The sequence below is a fragment of the Plantibacter sp. ME-Dv--P-122b genome, from assembly GCF_030209375.1.
Classification (GTDB): domain Bacteria; phylum Actinomycetota; class Actinomycetes; order Actinomycetales; family Microbacteriaceae; genus Plantibacter.
Map to the genome: position 1 here is coordinate 197,562 of NZ_JARVSC010000002.1, position 17,264 is coordinate 214,825.

The following is a 17,264-nucleotide window of genomic DNA, read 5'->3' on the forward strand; positions in this document are numbered from 1 at the left end:
CATCGCGCAGGTGTCATCGTCGTCCTTCCACCACCTTGGCTCGTCGCGCGGGACGACCGTAGAGGCGTTGGTCCTCCTGCGTCTCACCTCGCGGTCTCGTCGTCCGGCACGGAGACCGGCCGACGAGGAACCACGATGGTCGGGGCGTCGATGGTCAGGAGCAGTTGATGACTGGTCGACCCGAGGAAGAACCTCAGGACCGCGCCGCGGCCTCGGGTTCCGACCACGAGTGCCGTCGCCGAGCCGGCGAACGCATGCAGGGCATCGGCCGGCCGGCCCTCGGACAGGTGCTGCTGGAGCGAGACCTCCGGGAAGTCCCGCTCGATGCGCTCAACGGCCTCGGAGAGGGCCGTCTCATGGGCGTCGCCGAGCCAAGCGATGAACTCCGGGTTGAGCCCGCGTGCTCCCGCGGCGGGCGCTTGATGCCAGGCATGCACCACGTGGAGCGGTTCCTCACGGGCGATCGCCTCGCGTGCGGCCAGCTCGATCGCAGACTCGTCCTCCTCACGGTTCTCGATGCCGAGCACGACACCGTGACGCTCGCCCGCACCCAGCTGTGGGATAACCGCGACCGGGCCGGAACACGACGCAGCCAACCGACTGCCCAACGACCAGCCTGAGGTCCGGGTCGTCGTCCCGAGGTCGTCCGTACCGACCACGAGGAGGCGATGCTCGTCGGAGCACGCTCGAAGGTCGGCGAGCGCTTCACCGACGAGCACCTCGGAGCGGACGTCGAGGACCGGATACCGGTGTCGGATACTGATGGCCTCGTCCTCAGCGGACTCCACCGCGCGGATAAGCGTCACGTCGTCGGCGCCGGCCGGACCTGGAGCGACGACCTGGATGAGCGTGATGGGCTCGCCGGTCGCGAGGGCGCGATGTGTCGCCCATTCCGCTGCGCGACGCGCCGCTGGGGAACCGTCCCATCCGACGAGGGTGTGTTCGGTCATGATCTGCTCCTTCGAGGCTCGGCCCGGTACGGGCCTCTCATCAGCCTGCGTCCTGAGCGGCGCAGGCTGAGAGCCGAAGGTCCCGTGCGTCCACGCGGTCGGACGGTTCGGCGAACGCTGCGGAGGCCGCGGTCATGCCTCATCGGGATGGCCGCGTGGCGGCCGGTGGGCCCGAAGGCTGTTGAGGATCGTGATCACGTCGATGACCTCTTGGAGGGTGGCACCGATGATGGCCGGAAGGACGCCCCAGGTGGCTACCAGCATGAGCGCGACGCTCAGCCCGATGCCGATGCCGATGCTCTGACGCGCCATCCGGACGGCGCGTCTCGCGATCCGCATCACGCGCACGACCCGACGCAGGTCGTCGACGAGGATGACGACGTCGGCGGCCTGTGAGGCTGCGGTGGCGCCGCGTGCACCGAGCGCGATGCCGACATCGGCTGCGGCGAGGACCGGTGCGTCGTTGACGCCGTCGCCCACCATGACGACCGGCCGATCGGCGATGCCCGCGATGACGATCACCTTCTCCGCCGGGAGCAGCCCGGCGTGCACCTCGGGGACGCCGACGGCGGTGGCCACGTGTGCGGCGGTGCCCTGTGCGTCGCCGGTCACCATCACGACGCGCTGCACGCCGAGGTCGCGCACCTGGGACACGACGTCCGCCGCTTCGTCGCGGACGCCGTCACGGAGCACGATCCGGCCGATGAGTGCGCCGTCCGCGGTCACGAAGATCGCCATCTCGCCCGGCACCAGCGCTGCAAAGTGATCGGGTAGCGCGGTCCCGACCGCTGCCTTGCCGACCTCGATCCGTTCGGTCCCCACGATCGCACTGACGCCGCGGCCGGGCAGCTCCGAGACGTCATGCGCTCGTGGCAGTCGGTCCGACGGCTCCAGCCGTGCCGTCGCGGCGTCGACGACGGCTTCGGCGAGGACATGCGTGGACCCCAGCTCGACGGCTCCCGCGATGGCGAGGACCTCGTCTTCACGGCGGTTCGCAGCGCACTCCACCCGATCCACGACGGGCGTCCCGCGGGTGAGTGTTCCCGTCTTGTCGAATGCGATCGTCCTCACCCTCGAGAGTTGTTCGAGCGTTCCGCCGCTCTTGACGATGACGCCGTTCCGCGCCGCCCGGCTCATGCCCGCGATGAACGCCACCGGTGCCGCGATCAGCAGCGGACACGGCGTGGCGACCACGAGCACCTCCGCGAACCGAACCGGATCGCCGCTGAGCGCCCAAGCGAGGCCGCCGAGGACGAGGGCGAAGGCGGTGAACGGGACGGCGTATCGGTCGGCGAGTCGGACGAAGGGTGCCTTGCTGTCGGCGGCGGATTCGACCAGCTGGACGATCTGGTGGTACTGGCTGCCGGCGGCCGTCGCGGTTGCGCGGATGGTCGCGCCGAGCTGCCCGTTGACCGTCCCACTCAGCACGGATGCTCCTCGGGTTCGGGTGACCGGGAGACTCTCGCCGGTGAGTGACGACTCGTCCACCTCGACCGCTGCGCTGAGCAGTTCGCCGTCCACCGGCACCACCTCACCGGGGTGCACGAGGAGGACGTCACCGATCCCGACGTCGGCGACCTCCACCTCGTCGACCGTGCCGTCATCGCGGAGGCGGTGCGCGAAGGACGGAGCCGTCGCCAACAGGGCGGTCAGTTCCCGCCTGGCTCGCGTCGATGCGAAGTCCTCGAGCGCCTGGCCGCCGGTCAGCATGAGCGCGACGATCGCCGCGGCCCAGACGTCGCCGAGGATGACCGTGCTGGTGATCGCGACGATGGCGAGGACATCGAGTCCCCAGGATCCTGAGCGGATACGACGGATCATGCGCACGAGCTGCACGACCGCGATGAGTGACGCGGTGGCCCCGAGTACGAGGGACGAGACCGTCGTCGCGCCGAGGAGGGCGGACGTCCCCCCGACGACGAGCGCCGACAGTGTCATCAGGACCAGGGGGTATCGGCGGGCCGCCTGCAGCCCGGTCCGCAGTGTGATGCGTCCGTGCTGTCGGGCTGGACGCCCTCCGAGCGGCGGTGAGTCCGGGTCGCGGTCGTCACGGATCGGAGCGTCTCCGGTCCGTGCGTCAGCCGAAGGTCGGCTCCGGCCGGACACCCGAGACTCCCGGTGGTCGATAGATGTGACGGGGGACGGGAAGCCGCCGTGGCCTGACGGTCTCCGGGAGCAGCGCGGCGAGGTCGAGCATCTCGATCCAGGTCTCGAACCCGTCGCGGTTGAGCTGTCCACTCGACGACACGAGGTCCGGGTTCATCGAGCCGTCGAGCTGGGCGAAATGCGGGTGGAGCGGCAGGAACCCGACGCCCAGGGTGGCGCACAGTCCCTCGAGCGCGTCGTTGAGTGCTTCGATGGCCGGGGCGTGGCGTGCATCGGCGGGCGGCAACGCTTGGAGCACGAGACAGGTGCCGGGAAGCGCTGCGTCAAGGGTTCGCAGCACGTGCTCGATGGAGGTGAGCATCCGGTCGGGGTGCGTCAGGTCGACGATCCCGCATGCACCGTCGGCGCTGCCGGTCGAGAGGATCAACGCCTCCGGCTCGACGCGGACGAGTACCACGGTGAGTGGTGCAAGGCCGTCGGCCGAGAGTGACGCGCCCCGGAGATCCAGCACCAGTCCTGGCGTGAACCATGTGTCCCAGTCGCACCTGCCGAGGAAACCGTCACCGATGACGCCGAGCCTCGGTTGCGCCCGTGGTCCTTGCGTCGTGTCCATCGAGGATCGCCGCCCGCTCAGTACTCGACGACGAGTCTTGCGAGGACCTTGCCGGAGAGCACCTCGGCCATCGCGTCGTTGATCTGGTCGAGTCTCCGAGTCTCCGCGATGATCCTCGTGTGCCCGGCGGCGTGCAGGGCGAAGACCTCGGCGAGGTCCTGCCTCGTGCCGACGATCGACCCGATGATCGAGATGCCCTTCAGCACCGTCTCGAAGATCGAGACGTGCATGTCCTGGTCGGCGGGGAGTGCGACGCAGATGAGCCGACCGCCGCGGTTCAAGGAGGCGAAGGCCTGTTCGAACACGCGTGGGGAGGCTGCGAGGACCACGGCGACGTCCGCGCCTCCCACTGCTCGGATCGCCGCGACCGGGTCGACCTTGGCCGCGTTCACGACGCGCTCCGCGCCGAGTTCCTTCGCGAGGTCGAGCTTCTCGTCCTCGATGTCGACGGCGATCACCGATCCACCGACGATCCGTGCATACTGCACCGCGAGGTGCCCGAGTCCGCCGATCCCGAAGATCGCAACGTGTTCGGTCGGCTGCACCTTCGCGACCTTGATCGCCTTGTAGGTCGTCACACCGGCACAGCTCAGCGGGGCGGCGTCCAGCGCGCTCAGCCCGCTCGGAACCGGCACGACGAACCGTGCGCTCGCCACGGCGTATTCAGCGAAGGCGCCGTCGTTCGAGTAGCCACTGTTCTGCTGCTGTTCACAGAGGGTCTCGCGGCCGTCGATGCAGAAGCGGCACTCTCCGCAGGCGTATCCCAGCCAGGGGATCGCGACCCGTTCGCCGACGGACCGGTCGGCCACCCCTGATCCGAGCTCCTCCACGATGCCGACACCTTCATGTCCGGGCACGAACGGGGGCTGGGGTTTGACCGGCCAGTCGCCGTGAGCCGCGTGGATGTCGGTGTGGCACAGCCCGCAGGTCTCGAGGCGGATCAGCACCTGGCCCGGACCCGGGCTAGGGATGTCCCGCTCCTGGATCTCCAGCGGCTCGGTGAACGACGTGACGACTGCTGCGTGCATGGGGACTCCTCCGTGGTGAGGACGGATCGCCCGTCCTCTCCCTGCACTCTCCACCGTCCGACCTGGAGCGGGCGGGCCGAACGTCCTGCCGCCGTCAGCGTCCGATGCTCGACGTGGTCCCATTGCGCATGCCGCGCACCTGGAACGGTTGCTCGGGCCGGATGCTTCTCGTCAGAGCGGCGACGAAACGCGAATCACCCGTTCACCTTCACGGTGACGACTGCTGCGCCGCTCGCTCTCACCTCCAGCACGGTGTGGCCGGCGGCGCGCGCATCGGCAGCGCTCGGGTACGACAGCTGAGCCTGGTAGATCGGATCGGGGAACCCGTAGCGACGGAGTTTCTCGACGCGGACGTCCTCGGCGAGTGGAATGTGCATCGTGGTGCGCACCTGCTCCCGCAGCTCCTGCTGGCAGACCGAAGCCACGCCTGCGTAGCCGCAGACGGACACGTCGCCCTCGAGATGTGAGCTGTAGCTGCCCTGAAACGACCCCAGCATGGCGACGACGAGGACGATGAAGCCGACGAGGCAGCCAAGGGTTGCCCCGAGCGTTCCCAGCACCTGACGCACGGTCCGTGGTTTGCGAGACCATCCGTCGTCTGATTCCGCGAGAAGATCTTCGATCGTCATGCGCCCACACCCCTGCGTTGCATGACGGAAGGCTAGCGGTAGCCGCTCCCGGCCTGGCTGCGGTCGGCGAACCTCGCTGGCACGAGTGGGACGGCATCGCCGTGCCGACCCTCGTGGTCTAAGCAGACGGAGGGATGTTCTCAGAGGATCAGAAGGCGGCATTCGTGGGGCGGGGCAGGCGCGCCCGTCGCGTCGATCTCAGTGGCGCATCGCATGATGCGCACCTTGATGCGCATGAGCAGTGGGTCGAGGCGCTCCGTACGTTCATCGATGCCCAATGAGATGACACGCACCGCATCAGGCCGGGCACATCTCACCGGCCACGCCGTCGGCGTAAGGTCGTCGCATGCCCGTCGAGCCATCTCCGCAGTCTGACCAGAGGCGCGCGCTCTCGAACTCCGCAGCCGCGTCATCCACGGCGGCAGCCTGGAACGCCTTCCTGCTCCGGGCCGAGGCGAGAGCGTGGATCAGTGCCGCCGAGCAGGGGCGGCGAGAGCCTGAGGTCGGCGCCGTCGCGGTAGAGGTCCTGCTCCGGGAGTACGGTCGCCCGGCCCGTCAGGTGCTCGGGCTGATCTCGTCCGTTGCACTCGTCGCGGCCGGCGCCCTGTCAGTTGCGACCGTGACCGTCTTCGGTCCGTATTGGGCGGGGGAGAGCGGCGCGTTCTTCGGCTCTTCGGTCCTCGTCGGTTTCGCTGTCGCTCTGACGAGCGCCGTCTTCCTCTTCCTGCTGCAGGCCTCCGAGAGCCGGATCGTCCGCGCCATCTCGGTGTGGTCCGGTGCGACATCGGAAATCGGAGGGTCGCCGGAGCCACAAATGGCAAGTGCGCCGGCCGTGGACCGGTGGGAGGCGGTGGCGACGCGCACCCTCTTCCTGGCGGTTTCGGGCGCGGGGGTCGCCGCAACCGTGTTCGCGATGGTCCGGCTGTCGTCCGCCGAAGCCGGGGCGTTCGTGCTGCCCTTCCTCGTCGCTGCGATCTTGCAACTGGTCATCTGGCTCGGGGTCTGCTCCGGGGTCGTCCGCATGCTGCGATCCTCGCGGGTCTGACACGCGCGGCGGTCGTCTCTGTCGCGGTGCTCAGCTGACACGGTCGGAATCGAGCACGGGGCGAACCTACTGCTCGTGCACGATCCGAACGCGCGTGACCGAGAAACCGGCTCGTTCGAACGCGCCGCGCATCGGGGTGTTCGCGGCGTCCGTGGTGCCGACGATCCGGTCCTGGTCGGACCCATGGTGCACGTGCACCATCTCCGCCAAGAGGTCGTGCACGTACCCGCGTCCGCGGTGTTCGGGGAGCACGCCCAGGTAACTGATGCTCGCGTCGTACGCCGTCCTCGTCGGGATGATGAATCCCACGGTCGTCCCGTCGAGGAACTCTGCGACCCGCCAGGCGTCCCGTTCACCGGGGAGCGATCGGTAGAACGCCAGGTCGTCGTCCGCGAGCGCCTCGAGCCCTTCGCGCGCGGCCATGTCCTGCGTGTGCGCATCGAGGGTGCCGGTCGCGACCAGGGCGAACAGCGCATGGAACGCGTCGTCTCGGGCTTCGACGAAACGGAGGCGCTGCGTTCGTCCCGGCACGGGATCGGAGCTGGACCTCGCGAAGCTGACCCGCTCCGTCGTGCGCGAGAACCCGCCCGCGCGTGCAGCCTCGTGGCGCCACCGCACCGCCTCCGCGCTCGCAGCGTCATCTGCCCAGGCAGGGGAGACGTCGACGTTGAACTCCAGTGCGGGTCCCGCGCCGAAGGCGTCCAGTCCAGCGCGGATGAGCGCAGCACCGACGCGTTCCGGCTCCGCGACCTCGACCGTGGTGGTGAGGCAGTCGAGTGTGGCGGGCCGGTTCGCATCCGCCTTGCCCCACCAGAGTGCTCGTGCCACCGGGCGACCGTGCTGCTCGGCGATCCACGACCATTCCCGCCGATAGTTCCGACTCGCGAGTTCGGCGGTCAGCCGCTCCGGATCGACCCAGGCGACGGGTTCGTCGCAGCTCCACGCTTGCAGGAGGGGGACGTCGTCCAGGCTGGCTCGGCGGATGGTGAAGTCGTCGCGGGTGTCGGTCATCGGTTCCAGCTTGGACAGGCGCGACTCGTTTGTCCAGGTTCGGCCTGAACACCTGAGCGGCATCGCGGGCGGCGGAACGCATGCGAGATGCGCCGGCTCAATCGATGGTGTGGCCGCCGTTGACGGTGATCCGTTGCCCGGTGATGAAGCCGGTCCGGTCCGAGGCGAGGAAGGCGACGGTCTCAGCGATGTCGTCGATGGTGCCCATCCGCCCCATCGGTACCTCGGCCAGGTAGGCGGCGATCTCCTGCGGCGAGGTATCGGCGTGGCGCTCGACGGGGATCCACCCGGGGGCGACGAGGTTCACGGTGATCCCGGACGGTCCGAGTTCCCGAGCCCACGAGCGGGTCAGGCCGAGCTGCGCCCCCTTCGCCGCGACGTAGGCGGACATCCCCGGCAGTGCACGTTCGAACATGTCGGATCCGATCTGGATGATCCGGCCGAATCGTTGCTCGCGCATGTGGGGGACGGCCGCCCGCACCAGCAGTGTCGGGCTCTTCACGAAGAAGTCCAACTGGGCGAGGTGGTCGTCCCAGTCGAGGTCGTCGATCGCCACCGTCGGTTGCGGCCCGGTGGCGTTGGCGACCAGGACCGCGATCGGACCCGCGGTTCCCGTGATGCGCTCGACGAGCGAGGACACGGCTTCCTCGTCCGTCACGTCCGCACTGAACGCGTCGGCGGCACCGCCGTCCTGGCGGATGGACTCGACGACCTCCGCAGCCTGGTCCGCTCCGGAGCGGTAGTTCACGGCGACGAAGTACCCCTCGGCCCCGAGTCGCCGGGCGATCCCCGCGCCGAGGCCTCTGGATGCGCCGGTCACCAGAGCGACCCGTTGTCCTGCGAACGCGAGTGACGTCATACCGTTCCTCTGCTGATGGTCGGAGCTGTCGACCGGGTTCCCGGCCTCGCCGAGCATGGCATTCCCGAGGATACCCGTCGCGTCCAGGCTGTCTTCGAGCTGACGTTCACCCGAGCTGTGCGGCCGCGTCACGGAGACAGGCGATGAACGCGTCGTGGACCGGGCTGTCGTCCGTCCGTTCCTGACGAGCGGCCAGCAAGCGTGTCGTCGGCGACCCGGCGAGCGGCACGACGACGATCGACGGCGGCACCAGCTGCCGCACCGACTCGGGCAGGATCGTCGTACCGACGCCGGCCGCGACGAATCCGAGGGCGGTCTCCTGATGGACGACCTCCTCGACCACCTGGGTCCGACTCGACGTGCCGAGGACCGCCGCGACGCGGTCCACGAATCCCGGCATGAGTGCCCGCGGGTAGGAGATCATCGGGACGTCCATGAGTTCCTCCGCGGCGACCTCTGGTCGCCCGGCCAACGGGTGACCGACCGGGAGGCACGCCACGAGACGCTCCTCGAAGACGACCTCGGTCGTGAGCGCGGGGGAGCTGTCGGATGGCGTCTGCGGGACCTCGTCACGGACGATCCCGACGTCGAGCGTGCCGTCGCGGAGCCGGTCGAACTGCTCTCCTGAGGTCAACGGCACGAGGCGCAGCGTCACCCCGGGGCGGCTCGCCCGGAACAGCTGCACCACGCCGGGCAGGACCGTGTAGTTGGCCGAACTCACGAACCCCGCGGTGAGCTCCCCGGCGAGACCGTCGACGAAGTCGCGCATCTCACCCCGGACCGTGTCGAGCTCCTCGACGATGTGTCGTGCCCGCGCCTGGAGATGTCGTCCAGCGGGGGTCAGCGCCACCCGCCTCGTCGAACGGTCGAACAGCGCGGTGCCGACCTCCTGCTCGAGCCGTGCGACCTGGACGCTCAGCGGTGGCTGCGACATGTGCAGCCGTCGGGCGGCGCGACCGAAGTGGAGCTCCTCGGCGACGGCGAGGAAGTAGCGCAGCTGGCGGAGCTCCATCCCATCGACGATACGACCGTCGTATTACCGCGCTGTTTCGTCCAGATTGCGAGCGAAACGCTCTCAATCGAGGTTCGAATCGGTATTTGACCAGGGGGATCGCGACCGTGTTCGCTGAGGACCACACACCCCGACCAGGAGGACCACCCGTGACCGCAGACGCTTCCCCGACCACCCGGATCGACATGCTCTACCTGAGCGAACCGGAGGTCATCGCCGCCGGCATGAAGGACATGGCCCACTGCATGGAGGTCATGGAGGAGGTGTTGGTGCTCGTCGCGAAGGGTGACTACCGGATGGCCGGCCCGACCGCCAACTCGCACGGAGCACCGATCGGGTTCCCCGCCACCTCACCGTTCCCCGGTATGCCGCTCGACGCCGCCGACCGTCGGTTCATGGCGATGCCCGCCTACCTCGGCGGACGCTTCGACACCGCCGGCGTCAAGTGGTACGGCTCGAACGTCGACAACCGCGAGCGGGGCCTGCCGCGGTCCATCCACCTCATCGTGCTCAACGACAAGGACACCGGCGCGCCCTACGCGATCATGTCCGGCAACCTCGAGAGTGCCTACCGCACCGCTGCCGTGCCGGGCGCCGCCGCGAAGCTCCTGGCACCGGTGGACGCGAAGTCGCTCGGCATCATCGGGCCCGGCGCCATGAACAAGAGCGCGTTGCACGCCATGACCACCGCCCGTCCCTCGCTCGACACCATCCGCATCCACGGGCGCCGACGGTCGACGTCCGAGGCGTTCGCCGACTACGTCCGCGCGCACTACCCGCAGTTCACGACGATCGAGATCGCCGAGACGGTCGAGGCCGCCGTGCGCGACTCGGACATCGTCTCCGAAGCAGTCACCGGACTGGTCGGCTCGGAGAACTACCCGTTCATCGACGGCGACTGGATCAAGCCCGGCGCGTTCCTCAGCCTGCCCGCCAATCTGCGCATGGACAAGGAGTACACCCTCTCCGGCAAGGCGCGCCTCATCGCAGACGCGAAGAAGATCTACGAGGCGTGGGCCGAGGAGTACCCTGCGCCGTCGCACGAGACCGCGTTCGGGATGATCGGCCTCTACTGGCAGGACCTCATCGGGACCGGCGAGCTCGACGAGTCCCGCGTGGTCAACATCGGAGACGTCTTCGACGGGAACGCCGTCGGGCGCGAGTTCCCCGAGCAGCCGGTGCTCTTCAGCGTCGGCGGGATGGGCGTCGAGGACGTCGCGTGGGCGAAGACGATCTACGAGAACGCCGTCGAGCAGGGGATCGGCACGAAGCTCAACCTCTGGGAAGCCCCAGACCTGGCCTGACCGCCGACCGGCACCGAGCACCGACACCTGTTCCACCCGAACCCGACGCTGTGGCCGCCCGGCCGCTGTGCACCTCGAACGATGGAGTGATTTGTGGACGCTGGAAACGTCGCCTGGATCCTGACGAGCTCGGCGCTCGTCGCCCTCATGATCCCGGCCCTGGCTCTGTTCTACGGCGGGATGGTCTCGTCCCGCCGCATCCTCAACATGATGATCATGTGTTTCGGCGGGGCCAGCCTCGTCGCGCTGCTCTGGGTGGCCTTCGGGTACTCGCTCGTCTTCGGCGACTCCGTCGGCGGGCTCGGACTCATCGGGAACCCGTTCGAGTTCGTGGGGCTCGACCAGGCACTCGTCGACGACCCCGACGCCGGCATCCCGCTCGCGCTCTTCGCCGCGTTCCAACTGCTGTTCGCCGGGGTGACGACGGCGCTCGTCGCCGGTGCAGCCGCCGGTCGTATGAAGTACGGCGCGTGGTTGTTGTTCGCCGGGCTCTGGGCGACGCTCGTGTACTTCCCGGTCGCGCACTGGGTGTTCGCCTTCTCGAACGACACGGCGACCGGTGGATGGATCGCGAACACCCTCGGTGCCGTCGACTTCGCCGGCGGGACGGCCGTGCACATGAACGCCGGCGTCGCGGCGCTCGCACTGGCCCTGGTGCTCGGCAAGAGCAAGGACTGGGGCGGCAAGCTCCGTCCGCACAACCGCCCGCTCGTCCTCGTCGGCGCCGGGTTGCTCTGGATCGGCTGGTACGGCTTCAACGCCGGCTCGGCGCTGGCAGCCGGCAATGCGGCGAGCGTCGTGTTCCTCAACACCACCGTCGCCGCCTGCGCCGGGCTCATCGGCTGGTCCATCGTCGACCGGCTCCGCCACGGAGCGGTCACGAGCCTCGGCAGCGCATCGGGGATCATCGCCGCCCTCGTGGCGATCACCCCCGCCTGCGGTGCCGTCTCGCCCATCGGTGCCATCATCATCGGGGCCATCGCGGGCGTCGTCTGCTGCCTCGCCATCGAGTGGAAGTTCCGGCTCGGGTTCGACGACTCCCTCGACGTCGTCGGGGTCCACCTCGTCGGCGGCATCATCGGGACGCTCCTCATCGGGGTGTTCGCGACGGATGCGGCTCCGAACGGACGCTCCGGTCTGCTGTACGGCGGTGGATTCGAACTCCTCGGCGTGCAGACGATCGCGACCGTCGCGGTCCTCGTGTACTCGTTCATCGTCACCTGGGTGATCGCGAAGCTGATCCAGATCACCATCGGTCTGCGGATCCCCGAGGAGCACGAGGTCGCCGGGATCGACGAGCACGCCCACGCCGAGCGCGCCTACGAGGACGAAGACCTGGAAGCACGCGCATGACGAGCGTCATCGTCATCGGAGCCGGGCTTGCCGGTGCTGCGGCGGCCTGGCGTCTGGCCCAGGCCGGGCACGACGTCACCGTCCTCGAGCGGAGCCGCCCGGCCAATGAGTGGGGATCGTCCCACGGATCGGCCCGGATCTTCCGCTACGCCTACCCGGAGGCGTCCTACACCCGTCTCGTCCTCGCGGCGGCATCAGGGTGGGACGAGCTCGGACTGGAGCATGGGCGTCCACTGATCACGCAGACGGGGGCGCTCGACTTCGGGACGACCCGTCGCCCGGAGCACCTCGCTTCAGTGCTGGCCGAGCACGGCATCGATCACGAGCTGCTGTCGCGAGACGAAGCCAGAGCCCGTTGGGACATCGGCTTCGACACGCCCACCCTGTGGCATCCGGGAGCCGGCGTGATCGACGCGGAGCAGGCGGTGATGGCGATGCTCGAATCCGCCGTCCGCGTCGGGGCCACAGTTCTGAACAATTGGCCGGTCGAGCGGGTCGAGCGGACCGCCACCGGGTACCGGGTGCTCGGGTATGAGGGGAGGGCGTTCGATGCGGAGCAGGTGGTGGTCGCAGCCGGGGGCTGGCTTCCGGACCTCCTCGGCGACCTCGCGCTGCCGGGAAGGTTCCTCGACGCGTTCCCGGCCCTCGAGGTCCGTCAGGAGCAGGCGTACCACTTCCCGTATCGGGACCGGATCGGCGTCGATGCGAAAGACCCGGCGCGATCCGATTCAGTGTGGCCCACCTTCATCCACAAGTCCGAGCGGATGCAGGTCTACGGGCTCCCCGGAGGGCGAGACGCCGACTGGCGTGGTCAGAAGGTCGCCGAGTACAACGGCGGCAGGCGCATCCCCTCGGCCGCCGATCATGACGGCGTCGTCGACGACGCCAACCGCCGACGGGTCGTCGCCTACGTCCGCGAGTTCCTCCCGAGCCTCGTCCCGGAACCGTATGCCGAGACGACCTGCCTGTTCACGAACACCCCGACGGAGGATTTCGTCATCGACCGGGTCGACGGGATCACGGTCCTGGCGCCCTGCTCCGGTCACGGTGCCAAGTTCGCCCCGCTCATCGGCGACTACGCCCTCGCGCTGATCGAGGGGCGAGACGCGGTGCCAGCGATGTTCCGTCCGAGCCTGGCAGCCGTCCGGTGACGCGCGACACCGTGATCTCGCTCCTGGACGAGATCGCTGGGATCGGTCGGGATCAGCGTCGGGGAGGCTACTCGAGGCCCGTCTACTCCACCGCCGAACTCGAGCTGCGGGAATGGTTCGTGAGTCACGCCGAGCGCCGTGGCCTCGACGTGGACATCGACGGGAACGGGGTCATCCGCGCCTGGTGGCACGTGCCGTCACGTTCGACGGCGGGTGCGGTCATCACCGGGAGCCATCTCGACTCGGTCCCCGGCGGTGGCGCCTACGACGGACCGCTCGGGGTCGTATCGGCGCTGATCGCGATCGATGTCCTGCGGACGCGTGGCGTCGAGCCGACCAAGCCGATCGTCGTCGCGGTCTTCCCGGAGGAGGAGGGCTCTCGCTTCGGCGTCGCATGCCTCGGCTCGCGTCTCCTCACCGGTGCGATCAGTCCGGAGCGGGCGCTGGCCCTGCGCGACGCGGAGGGCGACACCTTCGCGGAGGTCCTTGCACGCAATGGTGTCGATCCGGGGGGTGTGGGGCCGGATCCGGGCGGGCTCGGAGCGATCGACGCGTTCGTCGAGCTCCACGTCGAGCAGGGTCGGGCGCTGGTCGACCTGGATCGCCCGGTCGCGATCGGCTCGAGCATCTTGGGGCATGGACGGTGGCGGGTGTCGATCCGCGGTGAGGGGAACCATGCGGGGACGACCCTCATGCAGGATCGACGGGACCCGCTCGTCGCGGCTGCGCGGATGATCACCGAGATCCGCACGATCGGGCGGGCCACGCCGGACGCTCGGGCGACCGTCGGCCGGGTGCTCCCGTTGCCGGGAGGCACGAACGTGATCGCGTCGAACGTGGACTTCTGGATCGATGTCCGTCATCCCGACGACGTCGTGACCGCCGCAATCGTAGCGGGGATCACCGAACGCCTGTCGCTCGTCGCAGCGGAGGAGGGATGCGTGGCCGCGATCACCGAGGAGTCGTTCAGCGCCACGACCGACTTCGACCCGTTCCTCCGCGGGCGCCTCGAACGGATGCTGCCGCAGGCGCCCGTGCTCGGTACCGGAGCGGGGCACGACGCCGGAGCGCTCGCGTCGCACGTGCCGACCGCGATGCTCTTCGTCCGGAACCCGACCGGCGTCTCCCATTCGCCGGAGGAGTACGCCGAGGATGCCGATGCCGAGGCCGGTGCCGTGGCACTCGCGGACGTCCTGGAGGGACTGGCTGTCGGCATCGGGACCACCTGAGCAGGAGCCACCGCCCTCGTCGGACCCTGCCGATGTCAGCCGACCGTGTGAGACTCGACCTCGTGCACGAGAACGGATCGACGACCATCGACGCGGTGTGCTGGGACTGGAACGGCACGCTCCTCGACGATGTCGATGTGGCGCTTGCCGCGATGAACACCGTTCTCCGGAAACGGGGTCTGGCTCGAATACCCGACCATGAGGCGTATCGGGCGGTGTTCGGCTTCCCCATCCGAGCCTTCTACGCTCGGCTCGGAATCGATGCGGCTGACTTCCTGACGGCGGCCGACGAATACCTCGCGTTGTTCGCCGTCGGCGTGGGATCGGCGTCGCTCCAACCCGAAGGGCGCGAGACCCTTGCGGCGGTCGACAGGCTCGGCGTCGAGCAGGTTCTCATCTCGGCGACCCCGGAGGCCACCCTCGAGCGCCAGCTGGCTCCTCACTCGCTGCACGGCCATTTCGCCCACATCCATGGCATCACCGATGTCTACGCCGCGTCGAAGGAGCATGTCGTGACAGCGTGGTTGGAGGACTCGGGCCATGATCCCCGGCGCGTGTTGATGGTCGGCGACACCAATCACGACGAGGAGATCGCCGACGCACTCCACGTGCGGTTCCTGCGATTCGACGGGGGCCACCAGGACCCACCCTTGCACCGACGTCATCCGGTCATCGACCGACTGGACAAGGTCGTCGACAGACTCACCCGCTCGCGACGGTGATTTCGGCATCGCGCCCGCCTGGCGCACCGAGCTGTCTCAGTCCGGCAGGTCGGCATGCTGCCCGTCGTTGGTCAGGACGGTGAAGACTTCGACGGAGATCCGAGGGCCTCGGTCGGCTCAGGACGCGAGGGCGGTGTCGACCACGGCGAAGACCTCGGGATCCCAGGTGAGCGCGCGCTCCCACGGGAGGTCGAAGGCGTCGGCGAAGAAGATGCTGTGGACGTCCTCCTCGAAGGAGTGGCGGACCACGCGGGGGAGGACGTCGACCGGAACGTCATCGGCTCGGGCACTTCGCAGTGCCACGAGGCCGTCGTGTGGCCACAGCTGCCGGGGTTCGGCTGCCGTGTGGAAGTGACCCGCACCGACTGCGGTGACGGCGACCCCATCGAGGAAGCCGGCCTGCGTCGTGTTCCACTCGCGCAGGAACCGGCGTGAGACCTCGTCGGCAGCGCCCTGTGAGTTCTCGGCGGCATAGCCGCTCGAGCGCTCGAGGATCGTCGTGGTCCCCTCGTCACCGTGGGCGTCGTGGACCGAGACTTCACCGGTGAGCACGTCGCCGAGGAGCGATCCCTCCCATGGTGTGCCGAGGGTGACGAGCCGGCCGATCGATGGGCCGGAGCCGCGCAGTTCGCGGACCGCGGCACGAGAGAAGAGACCGCCCATGGAGTGGGCGACGAGGTCGACGCTCGCGAAGCCGTGTTCGTCGGACAACCAGCGCAGGAACGCGGCCAGGCTTGTCCCGCCGGCGTCGATCCCTCCGACGGCGTTGACGGTCACCTCGGCGGGCAGCACGATCGGGACCTCGGTGAACCCCTGCCAACCGGTGTCCTCATGCACCTCTCCGGCGCCGATGCGTGCCGGTGCGGTGAAGACCGGTGTCTCCCGCCCGAGCAGGTGCGCGCGCAGCGCGGTGAGGGTGTTCCCGGCGGCGAGGCCGGAGTCGGCGGCGTGGTCCGGACCCGTGAACGGGGTCACGGCCGCACCTCCTGACACGAGGACGATCGCATCGGCCATGGTGCTCCTTCCGGCTGGCTACGACGTCAGCGTACTGGTCGGGCGAGGTCGATCCGCAGCGCGTTGCGACGCACCTCGTCGATCGCGCTCGCCACGGCGCCCTGCGCCACCATGTCGGCACCGAGTTCCGACGCGACGAGCAGGGGAGGTTCCGCGCTCATGTAGCCGGGGATGCGCTCCGACGCGACCTCGAGCAGCTGCGACATCGACGGGGATGTCCCACCGGCGAACACGATGCGCTCCACGTCGAGCAACCCGCCCAGGATGGCGCTCATCCGCGCGATGCGATCACCCATCCGGCGCACCAGATCGAGTGCGACCGCATCGCCCTGATCCGCTGCCGCCAGGACCGACTGCGCATCCACCTGCGCGACCGGTATGCGGCTGAGCGGGCTGCTCTCCGGGAGCCCGCCGCTCTCGCGGTACTCGCGACCCCAGTCGCGCAGGAGTGCGGCGATGCCTCGCGACGAACCGACGCCGTCGACGAGGTCGAGCAGGTGCAGCTCGCCCGCCCGGCCGCGACCGCGGACGAGACGGCCGTCGACGACGTATCCGGCGCCGAGGCGCTCACCGGTGACCACCGTGATGTAGGAGTCCACGCCGACCCCGGCCCCGATGGCGCCCTCTGCGACGGCGGCGAGGTTGGCGTCGTTGTCGGTGACGACCGCGCAGCCGTGGTCGCGGATGCGCTCACCGAGCCGAGGGTTCATCCGATCCCAGAAGACGTTGCCCTCGGGTGACCGCCCGAGTGCATCGATGGGAGCCGGGACGCCGAGCACGATGCAGAGCGGCGGCTTCGGGCCGCACTGCCGCAGGGCCTCGTCGATAGCCGCATCGACGGCGTCGACCCGTGCCTCAGCGGTGGCCGCCGGATCGACGGTGTGGTGCGACCTCGCGAGTTCCCGACCGCGCAGGTCTGCAGCGATGGCGGTGATGGAGTGGGCTCCGGCGTCGACACCGACGACGATCCCGGCGTCGATACGCAGCTCGTAGCGACGGGCGGGGCGACCTTTCCGATAAGCGGCACCAGCCTGACGTGCGTCATCGAGCTCCGTCAGCCAACCCAGTCCGATGAGTTCGTCGGAGAGCGTGATCGCCGTCGATCGTGACAACCCGGTGGCGGAGATGACGTCGGCTGCGGTGAACGCGGACGACGCCCAGGCGTGATCGAGGACGGCGGTGATGCTGGAGGAACGCGGCTCCGCTGCCCGGTCCGTCGTCGTCGCTTCCATGACCGA

16 protein-coding genes are annotated in these 17,264 nt (G+C 69.1%); 6 read left to right on the forward strand and 10 right to left on the reverse strand.

What is annotated here, in order from left to right; translation table 11 throughout:
* Positions 1 to 83: 83 nt before the first annotated feature.
* The 5 genes from QRN19_RS04395 to QRN19_RS04415 form a co-directional block, all read right to left on the reverse strand.
* Entirely contained in the window at positions 84 to 950 is an 867-nt protein-coding gene (locus QRN19_RS04395) for a universal stress protein (RefSeq protein WP_285025470.1), read from the reverse strand.
* 132 nt (positions 951 to 1,082) lie between these two features.
* Positions 1,083 to 2,888, reverse strand: a complete 1,806-nt coding sequence (locus QRN19_RS04400) for a heavy metal translocating P-type ATPase (protein ID WP_285025471.1) — start codon at positions 2,886 to 2,888, stop codon at positions 1,083 to 1,085.
* 139 nt (positions 2,889 to 3,027) lie between these two features.
* On the reverse strand, positions 3,028 to 3,567 hold the full coding sequence (locus QRN19_RS04405) for an SGNH/GDSL hydrolase family protein (protein ID WP_285025472.1): 540 nt from the start codon (positions 3,565 to 3,567) through the stop codon (positions 3,028 to 3,030).
* Between the two features lie 119 nt (positions 3,568 to 3,686).
* Positions 3,687 to 4,697 carry an alcohol dehydrogenase AdhP gene (adhP, locus tag QRN19_RS04410; protein ID WP_285025473.1) on the reverse strand — a complete coding sequence of 337 codons (1,011 nt, stop codon included), beginning with the start codon at positions 4,695 to 4,697 and terminating at the stop codon, positions 3,687 to 3,689.
* Between the two features lie 194 nt (positions 4,698 to 4,891).
* Positions 4,892 to 5,326 carry a hypothetical protein gene (locus tag QRN19_RS04415; protein ID WP_285025474.1) on the reverse strand — a complete coding sequence of 145 codons (435 nt, stop codon included), beginning with the start codon at positions 5,324 to 5,326 and terminating at the stop codon, positions 4,892 to 4,894.
* Positions 5,327 to 5,672: 346 nt separating this feature from the next.
* On the opposite strand from QRN19_RS04415, the gene QRN19_RS04420 reads away from it, so the two are divergent.
* Positions 5,673 to 6,371, forward strand: coding sequence for a hypothetical protein (locus QRN19_RS04420; RefSeq protein WP_285025475.1), 699 nt, complete (start codon positions 5,673 to 5,675; stop codon positions 6,369 to 6,371).
* A 66-nt stretch (positions 6,372 to 6,437) separates the two neighbouring features.
* Here QRN19_RS04420 and QRN19_RS04425 read toward each other — a convergent pair whose 3' ends face one another.
* From QRN19_RS04425 to QRN19_RS04435, 3 genes are all read right to left on the reverse strand, one after another.
* Positions 6,438 to 7,382: a GNAT family N-acetyltransferase gene (locus QRN19_RS04425; RefSeq protein ID WP_285025476.1), complete on the reverse strand. Its 945-nt coding sequence runs from the start codon at positions 7,380 to 7,382 to the stop codon at positions 6,438 to 6,440.
* A gap of 97 nt (positions 7,383 to 7,479) precedes the next feature.
* Positions 7,480 to 8,241, reverse strand: a complete 762-nt coding sequence (locus tag QRN19_RS04430) for an SDR family NAD(P)-dependent oxidoreductase (protein WP_285025477.1) — start codon at positions 8,239 to 8,241, stop codon at positions 7,480 to 7,482.
* 106 nt (positions 8,242 to 8,347) lie between these two features.
* Positions 8,348 to 9,253 carry a LysR family transcriptional regulator gene (locus QRN19_RS04435; RefSeq protein WP_285025478.1) on the reverse strand — a complete coding sequence of 302 codons (906 nt, stop codon included), beginning with the start codon at positions 9,251 to 9,253 and terminating at the stop codon, positions 8,348 to 8,350.
* Between the two features lie 149 nt (positions 9,254 to 9,402).
* Between QRN19_RS04435 and QRN19_RS04440 the strand changes: the two genes are divergently transcribed.
* From QRN19_RS04440 to QRN19_RS04460, 5 genes are all read left to right on the forward strand, one after another.
* Positions 9,403 to 10,557 carry a tyramine oxidase subunit B gene (locus tag QRN19_RS04440; RefSeq protein WP_285025479.1) on the forward strand — a complete coding sequence of 385 codons (1,155 nt, stop codon included), beginning with the start codon at positions 9,403 to 9,405 and terminating at the stop codon, positions 10,555 to 10,557.
* Between the two features lie 93 nt (positions 10,558 to 10,650).
* The gene (locus tag QRN19_RS04445; protein WP_285025480.1) at positions 10,651 to 11,910 is read left to right on the forward strand and encodes an ammonium transporter; all 1,260 of its coding nucleotides are present in this window, start codon (positions 10,651 to 10,653) and stop codon (positions 11,908 to 11,910) included.
* Positions 11,907 to 13,061 carry an FAD-dependent oxidoreductase gene (locus QRN19_RS04450; RefSeq protein ID WP_285025482.1) on the forward strand — a complete coding sequence of 385 codons (1,155 nt, stop codon included), beginning with the start codon at positions 11,907 to 11,909 and terminating at the stop codon, positions 13,059 to 13,061. The genes QRN19_RS04445 and QRN19_RS04450 overlap by 4 nt, the downstream gene beginning before the upstream one ends.
* Complete coding sequence (locus QRN19_RS04455) at positions 13,058 to 14,290, forward strand: allantoate amidohydrolase (protein ID WP_285025483.1); 1,233 nt, start codon at positions 13,058 to 13,060, stop codon at positions 14,288 to 14,290. Before QRN19_RS04450 ends, QRN19_RS04455 begins: the two co-directional genes overlap by 4 nt.
* Positions 14,291 to 14,322: 32 nt before the next feature.
* Positions 14,323 to 15,012 carry an HAD family hydrolase gene (locus QRN19_RS04460; protein WP_285025484.1) on the forward strand — a complete coding sequence of 230 codons (690 nt, stop codon included), beginning with the start codon at positions 14,323 to 14,325 and terminating at the stop codon, positions 15,010 to 15,012.
* Positions 15,013 to 15,129: 117 nt separating this feature from the next.
* On the opposite strand, the gene QRN19_RS04465 is transcribed toward QRN19_RS04460, so the two are convergent.
* Complete coding sequence (locus QRN19_RS04465) at positions 15,130 to 16,026, reverse strand: esterase/lipase family protein (protein ID WP_285025485.1); 897 nt, start codon at positions 16,024 to 16,026, stop codon at positions 15,130 to 15,132.
* Positions 16,027 to 16,052: 26 nt separating this feature from the next.
* The gene (locus QRN19_RS04470) at positions 16,053 to 17,258 is read right to left on the reverse strand and encodes an ROK family protein (protein ID WP_285025486.1); all 1,206 of its coding nucleotides are present in this window, start codon (positions 17,256 to 17,258) and stop codon (positions 16,053 to 16,055) included.
* Positions 17,259 to 17,264: the final 6 nt, after the last annotated feature.